The sequence below is a fragment of the Mucilaginibacter gilvus genome (assembly GCF_004054195.1).
Lineage (GTDB): Bacteria > Bacteroidota > Bacteroidia > Sphingobacteriales > Sphingobacteriaceae > Mucilaginibacter > Mucilaginibacter gilvus.
The window spans coordinates 84,313-105,742 of record NZ_SBIW01000006.1 but is presented as its reverse complement, the minus strand read 5'-3'; the positions used below and the strand labels follow the sequence as shown (position 1 = coordinate 105,742).

General features: G+C 45.8%; 19 protein-coding genes. 8 read left to right on the top strand and 11 right to left on the bottom strand.

The window, feature by feature from the left end:
- Positions 1 to 51 precede the first annotated feature (51 nt).
- On the top strand, positions 52 to 993 hold the full coding sequence (locus EPL05_RS12555) for a helix-turn-helix transcriptional regulator (protein WP_128534318.1): 942 nt from the start codon (positions 52 to 54) through the stop codon (positions 991 to 993).
- Positions 994 to 1,232: 239 nt separating this feature from the next.
- On the opposite strand, the gene EPL05_RS12550 is transcribed toward EPL05_RS12555, so the two are convergent.
- From EPL05_RS12550 to EPL05_RS12540, 3 genes are read right to left on the bottom strand one after another with little or no spacing between them, the layout of a single operon-like run.
- A complete protein-coding gene (locus EPL05_RS12550) occupies positions 1,233 to 1,928 on the bottom strand; it encodes an ATP-dependent Clp protease proteolytic subunit (RefSeq protein WP_128534317.1) in 696 nt (231 codons plus the stop codon).
- A 17-nt stretch (positions 1,929 to 1,945) separates the two neighbouring features.
- Positions 1,946 to 2,212 (bottom strand): hypothetical protein, encoded by a 267-nt coding sequence (locus EPL05_RS12545; protein ID WP_128534316.1) that lies wholly within the window; start codon positions 2,210 to 2,212, stop codon positions 1,946 to 1,948.
- Positions 2,193 to 2,732 (bottom strand): RNA polymerase sigma factor, encoded by a 540-nt coding sequence (locus EPL05_RS12540; protein ID WP_128534315.1) that lies wholly within the window; start codon positions 2,730 to 2,732, stop codon positions 2,193 to 2,195. Before EPL05_RS12540 ends, EPL05_RS12545 begins: the two co-directional genes overlap by 20 nt.
- Before the next feature lie 435 nt (positions 2,733 to 3,167).
- Between EPL05_RS12540 and EPL05_RS12535 the strand changes: the two genes are divergently transcribed.
- Positions 3,168 to 4,478: an aspartate kinase gene (locus EPL05_RS12535; RefSeq protein WP_128534314.1), complete on the top strand. Its 1,311-nt coding sequence runs from the start codon at positions 3,168 to 3,170 to the stop codon at positions 4,476 to 4,478.
- A gap of 141 nt (positions 4,479 to 4,619) precedes the next feature.
- A complete protein-coding gene (gene lysA, locus EPL05_RS12530) occupies positions 4,620 to 5,831 on the top strand; it encodes a diaminopimelate decarboxylase (protein ID WP_128534313.1) in 1,212 nt (403 codons plus the stop codon).
- Here lysA and EPL05_RS12525 read toward each other — a convergent pair.
- Positions 5,828 to 6,631, bottom strand: coding sequence for a hypothetical protein (locus EPL05_RS12525; protein WP_128534312.1), 804 nt, complete (start codon positions 6,629 to 6,631; stop codon positions 5,828 to 5,830). The genes lysA and EPL05_RS12525 overlap by 4 nt on opposite strands.
- Positions 6,632 to 6,654: 23 nt before the next feature.
- Positions 6,655 to 7,305, bottom strand: a complete 651-nt coding sequence (locus tag EPL05_RS12520; protein ID WP_128534311.1) for an HAD family hydrolase — start codon at positions 7,303 to 7,305, stop codon at positions 6,655 to 6,657.
- A gap of 381 nt (positions 7,306 to 7,686) precedes the next feature.
- Between EPL05_RS12520 and EPL05_RS12515 the strand changes: the two genes are divergently transcribed.
- A complete protein-coding gene (locus EPL05_RS12515) occupies positions 7,687 to 8,826 on the top strand; it encodes a GAF domain-containing protein (RefSeq protein ID WP_128534310.1) in 1,140 nt (379 codons plus the stop codon).
- A gap of 175 nt (positions 8,827 to 9,001) precedes the next feature.
- Here EPL05_RS12515 and EPL05_RS12510 read toward each other — a convergent pair whose 3' ends face one another.
- Positions 9,002 to 9,229 (bottom strand): hypothetical protein, encoded by a 228-nt coding sequence (locus tag EPL05_RS12510; protein ID WP_128534309.1) that lies wholly within the window; start codon positions 9,227 to 9,229, stop codon positions 9,002 to 9,004.
- Between the two features lie 225 nt (positions 9,230 to 9,454).
- On the opposite strand from EPL05_RS12510, the gene EPL05_RS12505 reads away from it, so the two are divergent.
- Positions 9,455 to 9,841, top strand: coding sequence for a YtxH domain-containing protein (locus tag EPL05_RS12505; RefSeq protein WP_128534308.1), 387 nt, complete (start codon positions 9,455 to 9,457; stop codon positions 9,839 to 9,841).
- A 151-nt stretch (positions 9,842 to 9,992) separates the two neighbouring features.
- Here EPL05_RS12505 and EPL05_RS12500 read toward each other — a convergent pair whose 3' ends face one another.
- Positions 9,993 to 11,876 carry a M1 family metallopeptidase gene (locus tag EPL05_RS12500; protein WP_128534307.1) on the bottom strand — a complete coding sequence of 628 codons (1,884 nt, stop codon included), beginning with the start codon at positions 11,874 to 11,876 and terminating at the stop codon, positions 9,993 to 9,995.
- 369 nt (positions 11,877 to 12,245) lie between these two features.
- Positions 12,246 to 12,752: a DUF892 family protein gene (locus EPL05_RS12495; RefSeq protein WP_128534306.1), complete on the bottom strand. Its 507-nt coding sequence runs from the start codon at positions 12,750 to 12,752 to the stop codon at positions 12,246 to 12,248.
- 138 nt (positions 12,753 to 12,890) lie between these two features.
- On the opposite strand from EPL05_RS12495, the gene EPL05_RS12490 reads away from it, so the two are divergent.
- The 3 genes from EPL05_RS12490 (at position 12,891) to EPL05_RS12480 (ending at position 19,166) form a co-directional block, all read left to right on the top strand.
- Entirely contained in the window at positions 12,891 to 13,835 is a 945-nt protein-coding gene (locus EPL05_RS12490) for a Smr/MutS family protein (RefSeq protein ID WP_128534305.1), read from the top strand.
- 357 nt (positions 13,836 to 14,192) lie between these two features.
- Entirely contained in the window at positions 14,193 to 16,586 is a 2,394-nt protein-coding gene (locus tag EPL05_RS12485) for a glycoside hydrolase family 31 protein (RefSeq protein ID WP_128534304.1), read from the top strand.
- Between the two features lie 162 nt (positions 16,587 to 16,748).
- Positions 16,749 to 19,166, top strand: coding sequence for an ABC transporter permease (locus EPL05_RS12480; protein WP_128534303.1), 2,418 nt, complete (start codon positions 16,749 to 16,751; stop codon positions 19,164 to 19,166).
- Between the two features lie 101 nt (positions 19,167 to 19,267).
- On the opposite strand, the gene EPL05_RS12475 is transcribed toward EPL05_RS12480, so the two are convergent.
- The 3 genes from EPL05_RS12475 to EPL05_RS12465 all read right to left on the bottom strand — a co-directional run bounded on the left by EPL05_RS12475 (position 19,268) and on the right by EPL05_RS12465 (position 21,355).
- The gene (locus EPL05_RS12475) at positions 19,268 to 19,699 is read right to left on the bottom strand and encodes an SRPBCC family protein (RefSeq protein WP_128534302.1); all 432 of its coding nucleotides are present in this window, start codon (positions 19,697 to 19,699) and stop codon (positions 19,268 to 19,270) included.
- A 3-nt stretch (positions 19,700 to 19,702) separates the two neighbouring features.
- Positions 19,703 to 20,026, bottom strand: coding sequence for an ArsR/SmtB family transcription factor (locus EPL05_RS12470; RefSeq protein WP_128534301.1), 324 nt, complete (start codon positions 20,024 to 20,026; stop codon positions 19,703 to 19,705).
- 273 nt (positions 20,027 to 20,299) lie between these two features.
- Positions 20,300 to 21,355 (bottom strand): glycoside hydrolase family 130 protein, encoded by a 1,056-nt coding sequence (locus EPL05_RS12465; RefSeq protein WP_128534300.1) that lies wholly within the window; start codon positions 21,353 to 21,355, stop codon positions 20,300 to 20,302.
- Positions 21,356 to 21,430 lie beyond the last annotated feature (75 nt).

Below are 21,430 nucleotides of genomic sequence, written 5' to 3'. Positions count from 1 at the left end.
TTATTAAACTCGTTTTGGGCTAAATTAGTTTAATTTCATTTATTTTGAGGTATGAACCGCATCGACCGCATCTCCGCCATCCTAATTCAATTGCAATCGCGCAGGGTAGTAAAAGCCAGCGATATTGCGGACAGGTTCGGCATCAGCCTGCGCACCGTTTACCGCGATGTGCGTTCGCTGGAGGAGGCCGGCATCCCTATCATTGGCGAGGCAGGGGTGGGCTATTCACTGGTAGAGGGGTACAGGTTGCCACCCATTATGTTTACCCGCGAGGAGGCCACCGCGTTTTTAACCGCCGAAAAATTCGTGGAGAAAATGACCGATGCGTCCACCGCTGCGCAGCATAAATCGGCCATGTATAAGGTACGCGCCATTCTTAAAACAGCCGAAAAAGACCTGCTGGAAAGTATGGATAACAGCATAGCGGTGCTTAAAAGCCATAGCCAGCGCCGCATCAATAATAACGACCACCTGCAGCCCATCCTCAATGGCATAGCCAATAAAAAGGTGCTTTGCATCGATTACATGGCCGGCTACAGTCAGGAAAAAACCAACCGCGAGATAGAGCCGGTAGGCATATTTTACCTCGATAGCTACTGGCACATGATAGCCTATTGCCGCATGCGCCAGGATTACCGCGATTTCCGTACCGACCGCATTCGCTCCCTTACCGAAACAGAACATACTTTTGATGGTAAGCACCCCACGCTAAAGGCCTACATCGCCCAAACCGCTTTTGACCATAAGCTGGAGACCATTATAATGCGGGTAGATAACAGTATGGCGCGATACCTTAACGATCAGAAATACTATAACGGTTTTGTATCTGAAGTTCACCTGCCCGATCAGTTGGAAATGACCTTTCTCACCATGTCGGTAGAGGGTTTTGTACGTTGGTTTATGATGTACGGTGACCAGGCCGAGATCGTTAGTCCGGCCTTTGTAAGAGATAGGGTAAAAACGATAGCAAGCGCGATAGCATCGAGGAATTAAAACGCCATTTTTTTGTCTGAAACTCGAATTAAACGAATTTTTAGAATTGACAAATGTCCCTTTTGCTGTTGCGGGCTTCCAGCCCGTGATATACCTTAAGGTCAGCTTTCAGCTGAAAGCTTTTGCCATGCCATGCCGCGAGATTAGCGCAGCGTATCTCGCGGCAGCGAAAGAATTCTATACGATAAATGATTGGTAGCAACCATGCCAGTCAAATCCTAAAAATCTGCTCAATCCGCTTAATCCCGGTTCGGGCCTAATATTTCATCTATCATTCCAAATTCCTGTGCTTCGGCGGCTATCATCCAGTGGTCGCGGTCGGATACTTTGTAAACTGTTTCGTAGGACTGCCCGCTGTGCAGGGCGGTGATCTCGTAGAGTTCTTTCTTCATTTTGGTCACCTGGATGGCAGCGATCTCGATATCTGCCGCAGTGCCTTGCGCGCCACCGGACGGTTGGTGCATCATCACCCGCGAATGGGGCAGGGCGGCGCGTTTGCCTTGCGTGCCTGCACACAATAGTACCGATGCCATGGATGCTGCCATGCCGGTGCAGATGGTGGCTACATCGGGTGAGATGAACTGCATGGTATCGTATATGCCCAAGCCTGCATACACCGAACCACCCGGCGAATTGATGTAGATCTGTATATCGCGTTTGGCATCTGCCGACTGGAGGAAGAGCAGCTGCGCCTGGATGATGTTGGCCACATGGTCGTCTACCGCTGTACCCAGAAAGATGATGCGGTCCATCATCAGGCGGCTGAAAACATCCATTTGCGAGATATTGAGCTGGCGCTCTTCCATAATATGGGGGGTCATACCCATGGGCAGGGTGGCGCTATTTACCTTGCTGATAAACCTATCTACATGCAAACTATTGACATGGCGGTGCCTCACCGCGTATTTGCGGAACTCATTTGTATCCATTTCCATAAAATTTTAATTAGTGCTTAGCTGAATAATCGCAAGATCTTTTGCCGGAAGCTTTCGTGCTGCGGCAGAGTGAAAAGTTGATTGTGTACATCGCCTATGATACTTACGAAGTTTTTGCGCCCGTATTGCTGCACCAGCCCGATGGTTTGTTTATGCCACTGCACTTTTAGCGGTAATTCCGCATCCAATAGCAGCTTCGCTTCGAAAAGTAAAGCCTCATCGGGCGCGGCGGTGCCTTGCACGTGCTTATCTATATGCTGGATCTCAGTCAATAAAGTCCTCATATTGCAATGCGTTTTGTTTAATGGTTTCGCGTACTTTTTCCAGGCATTTGTATTTTTGTACGGTTACCGAGCGCTCGCCCGAATAGCCGAATAACCCAGCTATTTGCTTCATGGGCAATTTATCGTAATAAAAAGCGCTGAGGATCTCCATGCATTTTTTGCCTGCCGTTTCCAGGTAGTGCAATAGTTTTCCTTCGGAGGGTTGGGGATCTGCCTCGTTGGCAAATTCCAGGCCCTCAAACTGGTCCAACGGAACATCGTAACGTCCGTCCCGGAATTTTTTGAACCAAAGGTGTTTGGCAATGCCTAATAAATAGGCGCTTTCGGTTTTTTGCAGTTCCAGTTTCCCGGCTGCGGCTTTTTCGTAATAGATCACCAGCGCGTCCTGGAAAACATCCCGGGCATCATCAAAACTGCCGCCCATTTTGCTTACATACCCTGATACCGGCGGGAATGCGCTTTTGTAAAGCCGCATGATGAGCTTTTCGGTTTCGGCTTGTGTGTTGTTTATTGGCATCATATCCGCGTTTAATGGTATGTGTAGGGGATAAGGGATATATCACCCTAAAGTTGCGGAAAAATTTTAATGCAGACAATTTTCCGCGGTAGGGATAGGAGCGGATACCGGCCCGTGGCTAATGCCTGTGCAGTATGAGCGCATAGCCCGGGCTGAAAGCACCGCCATAATAATTTGTCTGAACCCGAATTTTATGGAATTTGTTGAATTGACAGAATGAAAAAGGGAGATGTAGTTCTGCCTGCTTCTAAATCTCTTAAACGGCGCAGCCCTCTTGAGCACCCTTGAAATTGAAACCGCGAAAAATTCGAGTTCAGACAACCATGAATGTTCAGATAATTTCTACCAAATCGGTAGAATATTGCTTTAAAATCCTATTTTTAGCGCCGCAAATGCCGGTGTAGGTTTACCGGCCATTATTTCAAGGGAACACATAGCATGAAAGTTTTAAAATTTGGTGGTACATCGGTGGGGAGCCCCGATCGTATGAAGAAGCTGCTGGATATCATCAACCCCGCCGAGCAGCAAATTGTGGTACTGTCGGCCGTATCGGGTACTACAAATAGTTTGGTAGAAATTGGTCAGGCGTACCTTACATGCGATAAGCAGAAGGCGGCCCAACTCATCACCGTATTAAAAGATAAGTACGAAGTATTTATTAAAGAGCTTTTAGAAAAACCAAAATTTTACGAACAAGGTAAGGAGGTTATTGATTACCATTTCCGTTTATTGAGCGGCATGGCTAACGACCTGTTCACCCCCATTGAAGATAAAATTATTTTGGCGCAGGGCGAATTACTTTCGACCACGCTGTACCATATTTACCTCAAAGAGATTGGCGTACCAAGCGTATTGCTGCCTGCTTTAGAGTTTATGAAAACGGATGAGGACAGCGAGCCTATTGTAGATCATATTACATCGCACCTTACTCCTTTGCTGGAGCATAAAAAAGCTACCAACCTGTTTATAACCCAGGGGTACATTTGCCGTAACGCTTTTGGCGAGGTGGACAACCTTCGCCGCGGCGGCAGCGATTATACCGCATCGCTAATAGGAGCGGGCATCCGCAGTGAGGAAGTGCAGATATGGACCGATATTGACGGTATGCATAATAACGACCCGCGGATTGTGAAAGGCACCAAGCCCATTGCGCAACTATCTTTCGACGAGGCAGCCGAGCTGGCTTACTTTGGCGCCAAAATATTGCACCCACAGAGCGTTTTCCCGGCGCAGAAATATAAGATCCCTGTGCGTTTGCTAAACACCATGGATCCGCAGGCAGCCGGTACTTTAATAACTAACGATAGCGAGAAGGATAGGATCAAATCTATAGCCGCTAAGGATGATATTACCGCAATAAAGATCCAGAGCAGCCGTATGCTGCTGGCGCATGGCTTTTTGCGCCGAGTTTTTGAGGTGTTCGAGCGTTACCGCACCAGTATTGATATGATCACCACCTCGGAGGTGGCCGTATCGGTTACCATTGATGATACCACCTACCTTGGCGAAATAACCAAGGAACTGGGCGCTTATGGTACGGTTGATATTGATGTGAACCAAACCATTGTTTGTGTAGTGGGCGATTTTGGTGCCGAGAAACATGGCTACGCCGCCCGTGTGCTGGAAGCTATCAAACATATCCCGGTGAGGATGATATCTTACGGTGGCAGCGACCATAATATGAGCCTGCTGGTAAAAACAGAAGACAAAGTGGAAGCGCTGAGGAGCTTGCATAACAGGTTGTTTTAATTTCGGATTTCGAATTTTCGATTTCGGAAGTCGCATAGGAAATATAAAGCGTCATTATAAGGAACGAAGCAATCTCCCGATAGGCGTAGCAAGTTAACAGTCATTTTTGACTTTTGACTTTTTAAATTTGACTTAGAAAAAATGTTTAAACAAGATACCATAGAACGCTTTAAGGGGATTGAGACCCCGTTTTATTACTACAACATGGATGTGTTGCGGCAAACGCTTGATGCCTGTCGCGATGCGTCCTCGCAATATGGTTTCCATGTGCATTACGCCATGAAGGCCAACTTTAATACTAAGGTTATTGATGCCGTGCAAGCCTACGGTTTTGGTGCCGATTGCGTAAGCGGTAACGAGGTTAAAGCCGCCATTGAGCATGGTTTTGATAAAAGTAAAGTGGTTTTTGCTGGCGTGGGTAAATCTGATAAAGAGATAAACCTGGCGCTGGATGCCGATATCTTCTGCTTCAATGTAGAATCTATACAGGAGCTGGAGATCATTAACGGACTGGCCAAAGCAAAAAACAAAGTGGCGGGCATCGCCATCCGCATTAACCCTAACGTTGATGCGCATACCCATCATTTCATCACCACAGGTTTAGATGAGAATAAATTCGGCATCAACACCTGGCAGTTGAACGATGTAGTTGATATGCTGCGTAAATGCACCAACTTGAAGTTTTTGGGGATCCACTTCCATATAGGTTCGCAGATAACGGATATGGAAGTGTACAAAAACCTGTGTACCCGCATCAATGAGATGCAGGACTGGTTTGAGAACCACGGCTTCGCGATAAAAATATTAAACACCGGTGGCGGACTTGGGGTAGATTATCATAACCCTGATGGCAATACCATCCCCGATTTTGAAAGCTATTTTAAAGTGTTCAAAAAATTCCTGAACGTAAAACCCGGTCAGGAGGTGCATTTTGAACTGGGCCGCGCGTTGGTTGCACAATCGGCCTCGCTGATATCGCGTGTGTTGTATGTAAAAATAGGGCAGAAGAAGAACTTTTTGATCCTGGATGCCGGTATGACTGAACTTATCCGCCCGATGCTTTACCAGGCGTATCATGTGATTGAAAATTTAAGTCAAAAGTCAAAAGTTAAAAGCCAAAAGTTGGAAAGTTCGGACGAAAATAAATCCGAGATCGAACATCCCACATCCGAAATGAAGTATGATGTTGTGGGGCCTATCTGCGAAAGCACAGACTGTTTCCGCAAGGATGTAGACTTGCCGGAATCGTTCCGGGGCGACCTGATTGCGGTGCGTACCGCTGGCGCTTATGGCGAGGTGATGGCATCGCACTATAACCTGCGCGATATGGTGCAGTCGGTATATTCCGCCTAAAAGCTGTAGCCGACGCCTAACTGAATGCCGCCCGCAATTAAATTTGAGGCGAATGCCGCGGTGGCGTGCACGTTGATGCGGTTAAATTCGGCAAATAATGAGCCTCCGGTGGTATAAAAGCCATTTTCGTAAGAATTAACGGCATTTTGCAGATCCTGGTTTACCTTTCCCGTAGTTTTGTTAAAAAATACCTTGAAGCCGAAATTAAGGTCGGCTTTGGGATGGAACACATATTCCGTAAAAATGCCATATGTGATCATGTCGGCCCGTGGAGAACTTAAGATTCCCGGTTGACCAAATACCGATCTACGAAAAGCAAGGTAATCGCCGCTTTCGTGGGTGTAAACCAAATCTGCGCCCAGCACCCTAAAATCAACCAGAGCGTTACTGAAGTACACCGATGCAGATCCGTTGAAACCATACCCCGTAAAACTCTTAGAAATGTGAGTCTCTGTAGTACTAGTTTGCCCGCTGCTATTGTTTGTAGTACTGCTTTCGTTTCTGCTGTAATTACCTGTGTAACCCAAAACGCCGTAGCTTAAGTTTACATTTTTAAGCGTATGCGATTGGTAAAGATTTAATAAGCCACTTGTTGAGCTCCCCTGCCCGGATGCACCGCTTTGCGTTAACAACACGCCGGATATATACACCTTGCTTTTTACAGAATCCTGCGATTGGGGCTTAATCATCAGCTGTACATCGTTTTGGAACAAGCCCGGCGCATAATACTGTTTTGAACACGATGAAAGCGTTGCCGCAATTATTATAGCCAGGAAGAGGCACAAGTTTAGATTTTTCAATGGGTTAATATTTTGAATGCAAGTTATATTAATCCTACAAAATAATCATCATTAAAATCAACTGCGAAATGCAGGATGTTATCCAGTTTCGCAAAATCCTCCCGGGGATGAGTTGTGGTTAGTATCACCGCTTTCATGCCTGCGTTCTTAGCGGCTTCAGCTCCTTTTGGTACATCTTCAAACACAATGCAGTCTTCGGGTTTTACGCCCAGCAGCTGCGCGGGTTTAGTGAACGATTCCGGGTCGGGCTTGCTGTGGGTAACATCATGAGCGCTTACAATCGCCTTAAAATAATGGCGGATGTTGAGGTTATCCAGTACAAAATCAATATTGGATGGTATAGCTGCCGAGCCAATGGCCATCGGGATCCCCGCCTGGTAGGCGTGCTCTAAAAATTCAGCAAGGCCGGGCAAAAGTGCCAGCTCGCCAATGTATTCGCTCCGGTATTGTTCTTCTTTATCTTCCGATAATTTGTCCATCTCTTCGCTGGTAAACCTGTCGCCGCCAAACAGTCTTACCAGCACTTCGGCATTTTTGCCGTACATATTATTTTTTATCTCGGTGTCGGTAAAGTTACCGCCAAGTTCTTGATTGGCTATGCGTGTCCATGCTTTGGCGTGGTATGGCATATCGTTTACCATAGTGCCATTCAAATCAAAAATAAATGCTTTCATATGGCGTAAAAATAATTAATAACTGTGCAATCCACATGAAAAGTTTAATCGTATGTTTTAACATATATTATTAAAAAGGTTGTAAGAATAATATTGCTAAAACGGTTAGAGCAAGGCATGTGATATGGCGGGACGGTTGATTTTTTTGCTGGTTCCTTGTAAAAACCCAGGACTTTTTTAATGCAATTAAATTGCTTTGTTCATACTAACAAATTCATTTACAAACATTCATGCCCTCTGCATTAATTCAATTTTAGTAATTTAATTAATTTAATGTTTGTAATATTATCATAATTATTAAAAAATACAACAAACCTGACCTGTTTTTCGTACAAGAAACCTATTACATTGAAAACAAGCAATACCCGAGCTAACTTAATAATGAACTATACCGAGCACCAACGCCTTAATGCTGTAAACAGGTTTAAAAACCTCGACGCCGGTATTACAAAAGATATGAACGAACTGGTGGACCTGGTGGCCGAAATATGCAAGGCACCGGTTGCACTGGTAACCTTACTGGATGCAGATACCCAGTGGTTTAAAGCAGCCAAAGGTACCGACGTGGTGTGTACGCCCCGCGGTGTTTCGTTTTGCAATAACACTATAAAGCAAAACGACCTGATTATTATCCCCGATATTTTGGCTGACGAATACCATTGCACCAATCCCCTGGCAACAGGCGAACCATACGTGCGGTTTTACGCGGGTGCACCGCTTATTACCGAAGATGGCTTCGCCATAGGAAGCCTTTGTGTAATTGATATGAAGCCACGCGATTTGAACGGCGCTCAGCAGAAAGCTATGCTTACTCTGGCCAAACAAATAGTGAATTTAATGGAATTTAACTGGAGCGTGCGTGTGTTAGAGGAACAGCATAAAAAAGAACAGGTAAATACAAAAGCACGTAAAGAATCGGAGTTGAAGCTGAAAGCCATTTTTGATAGCTCAAAAGATACTCACATATTGGTGGGCCGCAATTACGAGGTGATGGCATTTAACAGGTCTGCGGCCATATTTACGCGCAGCCACTACGAGCATAAATTAACTAATGGCGATTCGATATTAAAGTATACCGAGCCCGCTATCCTTGGCCAGTTTAAAAAATATTTTAACATAGCCCTCGCCGGCCGCTCTATAAAACGGGAATGGATGCTGATGCCGGGTACAGCGCTGGAGTGCTGGAAGGTGACCACCTTTGTGCCCGTGCGCGGTAATGATGGCGAGGTGATAGGCGTATCGCTTAACTCAACAGACATTACGCACCGCAAGCGCCAGGAGGCATACATCAACCTGCAAAACGAAGCGTTACAGCGCATTGCCATTATGCAGTCGCATGAACTGCGCCGCCCGGTAGCATCACTGCTGGGTATAATGGATCTGATGAAGATGGAGAACATCTACTTTAACTATTTTGAGATGATGGAACTTACCGTTAACGAGCTTGACGAGAAAATTCGCGGTATTGTAAAGGACTCGGAAGATACCCTGCACGGACGCCATTTATCCATTGTAGCTTAGTCATTAGAAGGCTTTAGCTATACTTTTCAAATCCGGCCAGTCCTCTTTGTCATCTAAAAACGTAAGGTTATCCATAGCCTGCCATGTTCGCTGTTTATTCTCCTGTGACCGAATTTAATGGTTATGTCGGCTTCTGTTTTAGGCTTCTGATATCCCTGCCTGTAGTTAGAGCGTGTTACTCATTCCCACTTACCCAAAATAAAGCAGCGCCAAGAGCCAGGCCTGCTATAAGTATAGCTATCAACGTATCTAATATGCGCCTTAATATCTTTTTGGATTGTGCCTCCCGGCGATCAATGACAGGGATGAGGGTATATTTAATAGCGAATAATAAAATAATAAGGATGATGCTTACCAGGTAAAACACCTTGCGGAAGTGTATGGATTGAAGTACTGTTTCCATGAAATACAATGTTTTTTTACGATTTACCAGTATGCAAAAAGTAAGCCCCGGTATTTTATATGACGATAAAAACAGGTTTATGACTGTGTTGTGTTACAAAACAGCATAAGCCCCACGTGCATTGGCCATAAAAATGCAGACGTAACTTTTTTTTATTAATTTAAACACTACGGCATGGGCTTTGTTAACTATAAACAAATCATCTACTAAAAACCAAAAAAGGATATGAAAGATCAAGCAAAAATTATAGCAGCCCTTTTAGTGGGTGCTGCAGCAGGTGCCGCACTGGGCTTATTATTAGCGCCAGAAAAAGGTGAAGAACTAAGAGGCGATATTGCTGATTATGTGAACGACCTTGTAGAAGCGGCAAAAACAAAAGCGCAAACTACCGCCGATAACCTGAAAGAATATGGCAGCAATGCCGTAGGTTCGGTAAAATCAAAATACAGCGACCTTGTTGGTGATGCTGGCAAAGTGGTTGATAGCGCCCGTGGCACAGCCGAAGATGCCGTTGGTTCCGCTAAAGCATACGCCCAAAATGGCGCAGGCGACGCTAAAGAAAAAGTAAAATCTGCCGCCAACGACTGGAATAACTCCGTACAAGGCGCGTAACCATAGCGTTAATAAAAACAGAAAACCAGGCCATAAGCCTGGTTTTCTGTTTTTATTAATATGTCATCGAACGAGCGATAGCGAGAAGGAATCTTATAAGACATGGTATTCGTGTCATACTTTTAAGTAACCACTCACTACTTACCATTCACTACTTCACTACCCAAGTATTATCTGCTTTGGTAGCATCTACAAAAATGCCGTTATCCAAAGTAACCGATTTTAGGCTTTTGCCTATAACGGCTTTAAAGGTTACGTAGGCTTGCTTTTGGTTTGCTTCCCAAATGCCAGGCGTTTGGTGGATGGTTTTGGTAGTGCCATCGGCAAAGGTTAGTACCACATCAAACGGAATAGCGAAACCGCCAACGTTGCTTACAGTTAGCGTATAACCATCTTTACCTCTTACGCCGGTTGTAATGGCAAGGTCGTTATAACCATTGCTAAAGAACCAGTTGTTGAAGAACCATGTAAGGTTTTTGCCCGATACGTTGCTCATCGAATTAAAATAATCCCACGGGATAGGGTGCTTGCCATGCCATCTGTCCATATAACCGTGCAGGGCTTTTTTAAACAGGTCATCGCCCAGCATATCTTTTAGTGCCAAATAGCTTAATGATGGCTTGCCGTAGGCGTTGTTGCCATAACCGCCCTTTTGCTCGCTGCTCATGGTGATGATGGGCTGATCTTCGGCGGTTGATTTATCGCCTATCCAGCCGTTGATACGGAACTGCTTGTAAAATTCAGCAGCTTTCACCGGCCCGTTCTCGGCGGTGCCTATCAGGTACTCCAGGGTGGTTGCCCAGCCCTCGTCCATAAAGGCATATTTGCTTTCGTTGATGCCCATATAAAAAGGGAACCAGGTGTGCGCAATCTCGTGGTCCTGCACCAATTGTGCAAAAACCGGGTCGCCAAACTGGCTGTCGTTCACCATCATGGGATATTCCATATCTGCGAAGCCTTTAAAAGCTGTCATTTTTGGGAAGGGGTAAGGTACATCCGGCCAGTTGGCGCTGAACCAGCCTAAAGCATTACGCCCATATTGTACCGATTTTTTAAAATCGAAAGCGGCTTCGGGGTACGCGGCCTGCATACTGGAGCGGCGTCCTGTTGTTTTATCAACCACAACGCTGGCAGCATCCCAAATATAATGGTTGCTGATGCCCACGGCCATATCGGTGATGTCGTCTGCTTTCCATACCCAGGTGTTGGTGGCGTTCTGCGCGGTTACGCTGTCGGCGTTTAACTCGGCAAGGGTAGCCACGTGTATGGTGGAGTCGCTCGTCATGGATGTATTCAGGCGTTTTGCAAACTCTGGTTGTAAAATCTGTGCAGGGTTTTGCAGTGTACCTGTTGCCCAAACAACGTAGTTTTTGGGTACAGTTACATTTAAAGTGTAGTTATTAAAATCATTGTAAAACTCTTTAGAATCTACAAAGTCTACTCGGTCCCATCCTGCGTAATCATCATAAACAGATACACGCGGGTAAAAATAAGCGAGGTAGAACGAGGTGGAATCTATCACCCCTTCGCGGCCGCTCTCTTTACTCAGGTCGAAATGCCAGGTAATATCCATTTTTACCGAATCGTGTGGTAACAATGGTTTGGTTAAGCCTACGGCCTGGTTGGTAGTTGCAGCGGTTTTATTATTCCAGCTCTTTTTTTGGCCAGCCACCAAAAAGCTATCGATCTGTATACCCTCGGTAAGGTAATCTAAACTGGTGTTACCATCTCGCGTTGCACCGGGGCGGTGAATGTTGAGGATCAGTTTCATGTTGAGCCTTTTCAGGGTATCGGGGCTGTTGTTAAAGTAAGTGATGGTTTCTACCCCTTTTACGGTGCGGCCCGGAGGCGTTAGGCTTACCGAGATGTTGTATTTGCCAAAGTTTTGCCAGTACTTGCTGCCAGGTTTACCATCGGGTGAGCGGGTGCCCTTTGTGTAGGCCTGCTTAATTTCGCGCGGCATATACAAGTTTTGAGCCTGCAATTGTAACAAAAACAGGCTGCATAATGCGGTTAACGCAATTGGTTTCAACATAACTTATAGGGTTATTGGATGGATATAGTGTATTTGGTGATTTAGCGCGCAAAATAAATATTATACCTCTAATAGTTGAGACGATTAGCGTAAACGAATTGTTACAATGCCGCGGGCATATTAATTTGCTTAGCGCCGATTAATTATTTTTATTTGTTCAAAGTTATTTTAGTAGGGGTATTAAATAACTGTGCAAAGCCGGGCATCTTGTCCGGCTTTTGTTATTTAGGTTTTTTTGCGAATTATTGGAATATTGGCGAACCCGAATGTTTCGCAGTTTTTTTTTAGGGCGCTCAAGAGGGCTTAGCCTTTTTAAGGCATTAAATAATTTTCAGAATTTAAAGCAATGGCGATGAAGAGTCATTCCCTTTAACCTTTAACATATTCTTTGGCTATCAGGGTGAACAGCTTGTCGTTCTCCTGCGATTCATCAAAACTTTCTTTTAGCATTTGGATGATGTTATCATGCTTCAATGTTTTTGAGATCATGATAAGCATCCGGTACGACGTAATGTTCACATGCTCTAATAATTGCATATAAAGCATCAGGTCGAGGTCGTTCAATAGTGGAACGGTTTGATTTTCGTCCAGGCAAAACTCATCCTTAATAATATTGGTGATGGGGTTGCATTCATTATCTACAGGTGTTTCGCCTAATAGCGCGTAGATACTCTTCATGCGCACAATTTGTTTAAGCACATCTTCACCAAACTCATCAATAGCCAGTTGCAGCCCTTTGAACGATGCCAGGGCGTTAAGGGCGGGCAGGGTCTTGTACAGAAAACATTTGCCGTTGTATATCCGGTTGAGGTGGTGGTGGAAAACCTCTTTTAACAGGTCATCATTTAAAGGCGCTGGAATAGGGTTAGTGTCCATTATGTTAAAATTAACCGTGACAAGGGAGCGCAAAACTGTAATTAATTTTTTAATTAAAAAACGGTTTTACTACGTAAATGTAAGTTTAATTATCGGGCTTATGGTATATTGATACCTTTGCCAATTATTACGTGTGCTATGAAATATAAATTAGGCGATTTTGTACGGTTTGTGGACGAGAAGATGGAAGGTTACGTAACCCGCATCATTAACGACCAGATGATAGGGGTAACCGGGGAGGATGATTTTGAGATCCCTGTGTTGGCTACCAAAGTAACCTCAGTACACGGGCATAGTAAATTGGTTGGTGACGAAGAAGAGGCGGAAGTTGAAGCCATCATTCCCGGTGAGTTTAAAAGCAAAGGCGTATATATTGCGGTTATTGCCGATGCCAAAGCCAATTCGGTAGTGCATTTGCATTTGCTGAACGAAACCTCTTACCAACTTTTAGCCTCAGTTAGTACCGAACAAAATAAACAATATAAAGGCGAGTTTGCAGGCAGCATAGAGCCGCGCGGCCACGCAAAAGTATATTCCGCCAAACTGGCCGACCTGCAACTGTGGCCTAAGCTCATTTTCCAGGTGTTGTTTAATACCAAACAAAATCAGCCGGTGCTTAATCCATTAAATGTGAACGAGCAATTTAAAGCGAAGGATTTCTCGGGAGCCAAAAAGCAGGTGCCTTTTATCAACCAATTGGGCTGGATGATCCAGTTAGATGAGGCGGAGCTGGTGATTGATGCCCAAAAGCTAAAGGAAAGCTTTTTTAAACCTGCCGAAGAAAAACAAGTGGTTGCCAAACCGCAATACGAGATAGACCTCCATATAGAAAAGCTACGCGACGATTACCAGTTTTTGGCCAGCAGCGAGATCCTGAACATACAGTTAACCAATTTTAAACACGCGCTGGATGCCGCCATAGTACACCAGATGCCCGATATTACTTTTATTCACGGTGCCGGCAACGGCATACTAAAACACGAACTGCACAAACTCCTCAGCAAGAACGCCAAAGTGCAAACCTTTATGGATGCGCGCAAGGAGAAGTTTGGGTATGGAGCAACAAAGGTGGTGTTGAAGTAAGAGGGAATTGTCATGGTTAGGGTGTCGAACCATTCGCCGGTATTGAATGGCGTACAGGTCTTCGACAGGCTCAGACTGACACAACGACAATTGTCCGCGTTAGGGGGTGAAGCAGGTACCGGCCTGCGCCTAATGCCTGTGGCGTATGAGCGGAAGACCCGACCGAAGGGAACGCCCCAATTAAAATGTATCTAAAAACAGAATTGGCTTCGGTATGCTATCTTGATGCTGTTATTTTCTTAAAAGGTTTTCTTTCACCTCTTCGGATTAACATTTTTATTATTAATATGTACAATTGACACATTGCCTCTTAGCCGTTATCTCTATTTTTAAAAACTCAATTATCAGTCATTATTTATGCTTCGATTAAATTCTGTTTTTAAAAAGTTAGCGCTCCTGTGCGTTTGTGTTTTCTGTTTTGGCAACGCTAATGCCACCGTAATTTCCTTTACCAAAAATGCGAAGAGCGTGATTTTTAGGCTGGATAAAGGCTTGATGCAGCTTAACATCTGCAAGGCTGATATTATTGAGGTGAAGTATACCATATTTGATGGTTTCTCCATAAAAGAGTCGTTAGTGGTGAACAACAAATGGCCGCTGGCAACTGTCTTTACGGTTACTGATGGTAAAGCCGAGGTAACCATCGCCACGGCCAAACTCAAAATAAAAATAAACAAAACAACCAATGCCATCACCTATTGCGATTTGAGCGGTAAGGTGATCTCGGCGGAGGCCGGCGGTAATAAAAGCATGTCGGCGGCTACTATCGCGGGCATCAGTACCTATAATGTTAGTACATCGTTTAAGTCGCCGGCTAACGAGGCGCTTTACGGAATGGGCTGCCATCCGCTCGATTCACTGAGCATTAACTACAAGGGCCGCAATCAGGATATGGCTATTAAATATCTTACCGGCGCTATTCCCGTGATGCTTTCTACGCAAGGTTACGGACTGATGTGGGATAACTATTCCGCTTCTAACTTTTACGGTGCCGAGGATGGCAACACCCAATTCAAATACGTATCTGAAAGTGGCAAACAGGTAGATTACTACTTTTTCTACGGCCCGGACTTTGACCATATTATCGATCTGTACCGCACCGCAACCGGCCGGGCGCCTATGTTTGGCAAATGGGCCTACGGGTTGTTCCAATCGCAAGACAGGTACTTGAGCGAGGCAGAGATACTAACCGTGAAAGATAATTATCGCAATAACCACATCCCGGTGGATGTATTGGTGCAGGATTGGTACTACTGGGATCCATTGCCAATCGGCTCCCACATTATGAAACCCGAGCGTTACCCGCATCCAAAAAAGTTGGTAGATGCTTTGCACGCTGCCAACCTTCATGCCATGATCTCTATATGGCCCGTGTTTGGTAAAGGCACACCAAATTACGATGCGCTGGAAAAAATGGGCGGCCTTACCAGCATTACCTGGGATAACGTGGTTACGCACACTTATGATACTTATTACGACGCCCACAACCCCAAGGCGCGCGAATTATACTGGCAACAGGCTCGTGATAGCCTGGTAAAACGCTACGGATGGGATGCCTGGTGGATAGACCAGTGCGAACCAGACAATGGTGCCCTGCTGGACGAACGCCGCAAAGCAAACTTCTCGATAGGGAAAGGGATCGATTACTTTAACACCTATTCATTAGAACATACCAAGGGCGTTTACGAAGGCTGGCGTAGGGATATCCCCGGCAAGCGCGCTTTCTTTTTAGTAAGGCAATCATTTGCGGGCGAACAAAGGAATGCCGCTACCTTATGGTCGTCTGATATTGAATGTACATTCGCCAACTTTAAAAACCAAATACCTCAGGGCATTAATGCCTGTGCATCGGGTATCCCGTACTGGACGTCGGACATTGGTGGTTACCACTGGCACTGGACGGCACCCGATTGGTCGAAACCCGAGTTCCGTGAGTTGTTTACCCGTTGGTTCCAGTTCGGGGCATTTAGCCCCATCTTCCGCATCCACGGAAAAGGGGAGCGGGCCATTTTCTCCAAAAACTGGGACGAAGACACCCGCGCTACACTGCTGAACTTTGATAAGCTGCGTTACCGCCTGTTGCCATACATTTACTCTTTAGCGGGCCGTGTAAATACCGAGAACTACACTATGATGCGGGCGCTCACTTTCGATTTCCAGCAAGATGCCAACGTTTACGGCATACCAGACCAGTATATGTTCGGTCCGGCGTTTTTGGTGAATCCTGTTACCGCGCAATTATACACCGGCGCAGGCGCGGCAGGCAAAGCCAAAACCCGCGAAGTATACCTGCCGGCTGCTACCAAATGGTATAACTTTTGGACGGGCGAAATTACCAAAGGAGGACAAAAATTAACGGTTGATGTGCCGATGAACATGATGCCGTTGTATATCCGTGCAGGTTCCATCGTACCGATGGGCCCGGTAATGGAATACGCCACCGAAAAACTGGCCGATAAAATAGAGTTGCGCATTTACCCGGGCGCAAACGGCACCTTTAAATATTACGAAGACGAGAACGAAAACTACAACTATGAAAAAGGCGCGAAAGCAACGTTCACGTTAAACTGGAATGATAAATTACGCCAGCTAAGCATATCGGCCACAAAAGGCAACTTTAAAGGCATGTTGAAGAAACATACGTTTAATGTAGTACTGGTAAAAGGCACGCACGGCTCAAATACCGGTGAAGCCGATAAGATAGATAAAACGGTAGTTTATAACGGGAAAGCTTTGGTGGCGAAGCTATAGCACACCAGGTAATCCTTTTAACATCAACTGTACGATATCGTACAGTTGATGTATTAAATCCGAACGTATTAGGAGTTGCGAAATTGATTTATATTATTGATATACAATTAGTTAAAAAATTGGTATTCTTTTGGCCTTATTGGTTTTACTAAACTGATAGCCATGCTTAGAAATTACTTCCTTATCGCGTTCCGCAACTTGTCTAAAAACAAGGCGTTCTCATTTATCAATATTTTCGGGTTAGCCATTGGTATGGCGGCCTGTCTGCTCATTTTGCAATATGTAAGTTTTGAGCTGAGCTATGATAGCTTTCATGTTAATAAAGACCGCGTTTTCCGCGTTAACCAGGATAGGTACGATAAAGGCAAACTAAGCACCCAGTGGGCCGGTGGAGCGTTCGCGCCAGGCAGCGCTTTTAAAGCCGATGTGCCCGAGGTGGAGGATTTTGTAAAACTGGTACCAGCCGGTAATGCATTGGCCAATTATAAAGACCAAAAGATCGTGATCAAAAAGGATTACTATTGTGGCAGCTCGTTCTTCAATATATTTTCATATCCGTTACTAAGCGGCGACCCTAAAACCGCGTTGGTAGAGCCGAATTCGGTAGTGATATCCGAAGAAGTAGCTCAAAAGCTTTTTCACAGTACCGAGGTGGTCGGACAAACCTTAACGCTTAATACTACAAAGCTGTTAAAAATTACAGGTGTAATGAAGGCCATGCCTGCCAACACGCACCTGAGTTTTGATATTTTACAATCGTACAGCACTCTGCTAAAAGAGAACCCGCCAAGGGATGGAAATAACCTGGATAATGCCTGGGTAAATGATGGCTGCACCACCTACCTCTTACTAAAACCAGGTGCCGATCCTAAAGCGGTTGAAGCTGAATTTTTACCTATCGTAAAAAAAGCTTACCAGCAATACAGCAGCTCGGGTATTAACGCTATTTATACGCTGCAAGCCATGCCAAGTATCCATTTATATTCCAATAGGATGTCCGAGATTCAGGCTAACGGCGATGGCAAATCTGTTTACCTGTTGCTGGGTATCGCTATTTTCGTAATTATCATTGCGTGGATAAATTATATTAACCTGGCTACCGCGCGCGGTATAGGGCGAGCCAAAGAGGTTGGCGTACGTAAAACATTAGGCTCAGCCAAAACGCAGTTGGTAACCCAGTTTATGCTGGAGGCCATGTTTTTGAACGGACTGGCGGTGTTGTTTGCCATAGCGTTTATTGCCATTTGCCTGCCCATACTGGCTAATATTGCGGGTGTACAAATAGGTTTCGCCTTATTTGCAAAGCTTGGTTTTTGGGCGGCGGTAATCGGAATATTTGTAGTGGGTACATTCTTCTCGGGTTTTTACCCGGCTATCGTATTGTCGTCATTTAAACCAATAGAGGTGATGAAGGGGAAATTAACCGCATCGCCAAAAGGTATTGTGCTGCGTAAGGGAATGGTGATCTTCCAGTTCGCGGCATCCATATTCTTGCTCATAGGCGCGCTAACCGTTTACCGGCAGATCCAGTTTATGCAAAGCCAGAAATTAGGTGTCACTATAGATCAAACCCTGGTTATTAAAGCGCCGCTGGTAAAGGTCGATTCGTTTTACCGCAGCATGAGCGCCTTTAAACAGGAGAGTTTAAAACAGCCGTCTATCAAAAGCATCACCGTATCTACATCGGTACCGGGTGAAGCAGTTGGATGGAATGCAGGTGGTATAAAACTCACCGGCGCAGCCGACGCGACTGCCGACCAATACCGCATCATCGGTGGAGACTACGATTATCTCACCGCTTACGACCTGAAACTCTTAGCAGGCCGAAAATTTTCTAAAGAGTTCAGCACCGATCCAAAGACGGTGGTGTTTAGTAAAACGGGCGTAAGCCGCCTGGGCTTTGATAAACCCGAGCAAGCGATAGGCAAACGCATAGATTTTTGGGGCGACGTGTATACAATAATAGGTGTGGTTGACGATTTTCACCAGCAATCGCTGCGCGATACGTATGACGCCATTATTTTCCGCTGCATCCCTGACGTGAGGGGAGACGTATCGGTTAAAGTGAGCTCAACCAACGTTGCCCAGACCATTGCCGGCTTAAAAACAACCTGGGACTCCTTCTTCCCCGGCGACCAGTTCGACTACTTTTTTCTGGACGAACATTTCAATGACCAATACAAAGCCGACCAGCGCTTTGGGCAGGTGTTTGGCATCTTTACCGTAATAGCCATTTTTGTAGCGTGTTTAGGCTTGTTCGGCCTGGTATCGTTCACCATTGTGCAGCGCACCAAAGAGATAGGTATCCGTAAAGTGCTTGGCGCATCGGTAAATGGCATATTGCAACTGCTTTATAAAGATTTTGCCCTGCTTATCCTCATTTCCTTCGTCGTTTCGGCGCCGCTGGGCTGGTATGCCATCAGTAAATGGCTGGAGAGTTACGCGTTCCGTATCAGTATAAACCCGGTTTTATTCATAATTCCGTTTTTAGCCGTGCTGATCATCGCGTTTGCAACCGTATCGTGGCTAAGCGTTAAAGCCGCCCTTACAAACCCGGTTAAAAGCCTTAAAACAGAATAGTTAGTAAAACCAGGCTTCAAAGCCAAGCAGATATTAGTACTTAAACAAAAACAGGCCGATGCGCAAAATGCAGCGGCCTGTTTGCTTTATAGGTCTTTCAACTATTGCTCTTCTACAAATTTCTTTAAGCTTTCGCCCAGGATGTAGTTCCAACCCTTGCTAAAGCTCGATACAGCGAAATCCGGTCCGTTTTGCGGCATAGTTTCCAACCCGGTATGGGTTATCCTCACCAGCGTTTTATCATCTTCGGGGAAAAGCTCAAAGCTCACTTCCGAATCGCCCGGAAAACCTTCATAACGCCAGGTGTAGCTTAACTTCTTTTCGGGTTCAACGGCGGTTACGCGGCAAAGGTGGGTGTGTTTTTCGCCGGTGCTACCCTGGCCCGCAAAACTAAACTCAAAGCCAACACGTGGTTCAAAGCTTTCCAGTTTAAAATACCATTGTTTCATTTTTTCGTTATCAGTAAGGGCTTCCCAAACTTTACTTGCCGGCGCGTTCAGCGTGCGCTCCACTATCAGCGGTTGTGTTTCCATAATTTATTTAAGTTTTGTAGTTTTTTCTTCGTCCAAAAAGTTTTCCAGCGCATCCAGTTTATTGTTCCAAAATTTGCGGTACTGCGCGGCCCAGTCTTCTACCTGCTTTAACTTTTTAAAGTTAGCCTGGCAAAAACGTTCGCGGCCCTGCTGTTTAATAGTGATAAGTCCGCACTCCGCCAGTATCCGGATGTGTTTAGACACCGCCGGCCGGCTGATGTCGAACTTATCCGCAACCGCGTTAAGGTTGAGCTGTTGCGATGCCAGCAGGCTTATGATCTCGCGGCGGGTAGGGTCGGCAATGGCCTGGAATACGTCTCTTCTCATAACGGAAGGCTATATGAAACCTTTCGGTTACAAATATATGTGAAACCTTTAGGTTACGCAAGAGGTCTATTTGGGATTTCAGATTTATTTTTGATGGCACCAATGAGAGAGCGGCGGTGGGACACCGCCTTGTGGGAGGATAGGGATTTGCGCCGGATTGTTAAGCATTGTGGCTAACCCCTCCCTGCCATTGCCCTCAAGCCGGCCGCACCCCTCTCCGAGGGAAATTAGGAATAACACATATCCCAGTGGCGGTGGCGCCACCGCCACCAATTAAACACCCATCGCAGCAAATATCTCCTTCATCGAAAATCTCGCTCCGCAAACATGCTCGTCTGCTGCGCCGTAGTACATGGTAATAGTGTCGCCGTCATCTTCGAGGATATGGCCGTTGGTGAACACTACATGTCCGAAGAAGCCGGTAAGCTCATAAGGTTCCGAAGGCACCATAATGGGTTCGCCGGTGCGGGCTATGACTTTGTACGGGTCGTTAAGATCTAAGAGGAAAGCGCCAAGGCAATACTGATGCTCGTAATTCGCGCCATGATAAATTTCCAGCCAGCCTCTTTCGGTTTTGATGGGGGAGCAGCCGGCACCTACGCGGGCACGGTCCCACATATCGCCTCGGGTTTTTACAATGCATTGGTGATTTCCCCAATGTTCGCCATCCGGTGATTGCGCCAGCCAGATGTAATTTCCGCCGATGTCCACACTGCTGGGGCGGTGCAGGGCATAGAACATTCCGTTTATCTTTTCTTCAAAAATGGCGCAGTCCTTATTATGGGGTGGTAGTATCATACCGTGTTCTTCAAAGGTTTTCCAGTCGGTAGTGGTGCGCATTCCTACGCCAACGCCGCTATCACTCACGGCGGTAAAAGTGAGGTAGAACTTATCATCCAAATAAGTTACCCGGCAATCCTCAATCCCAAAAGTTTGCAGCGGGCCTTTACCGACGAGATATTGGTAGCCTTCGGGTTCGTGAAATTTTACGCCATCGTCGCTGCAGAGCAGGCGGAGGTGCGACAGGGTGGTGAGATAATCCACACCTTTATAACGTACCACCCGGGCGTCGGTGGCTATCAGGTCGGCATCGTCCAGGGCTATTTCCATGATCCGGGTTTCGCCGGTAGCTGTTAATATCGGGAAGGATACCACTACCTCCGTTTGCTCGGGCCGCTCGGCCACACGCACCAGCAGCCAGGTTTTACCTTCGTATTTAAACACGCCTGGGTTTAGCAGGCAGGCAATATGTAGCCCATCCAAACTTGGTTTTAAATGCGCAGGAGATAGTAAAGGGTTTTGGGGGAAGCGTTTTGCAATATCGGCCATAAGAATATATAATGGTGTGGTAGGTTAACAGGCGGGGTTTGGATAGGTTTAGATTTTGTTGAGAAAGAGATTTTT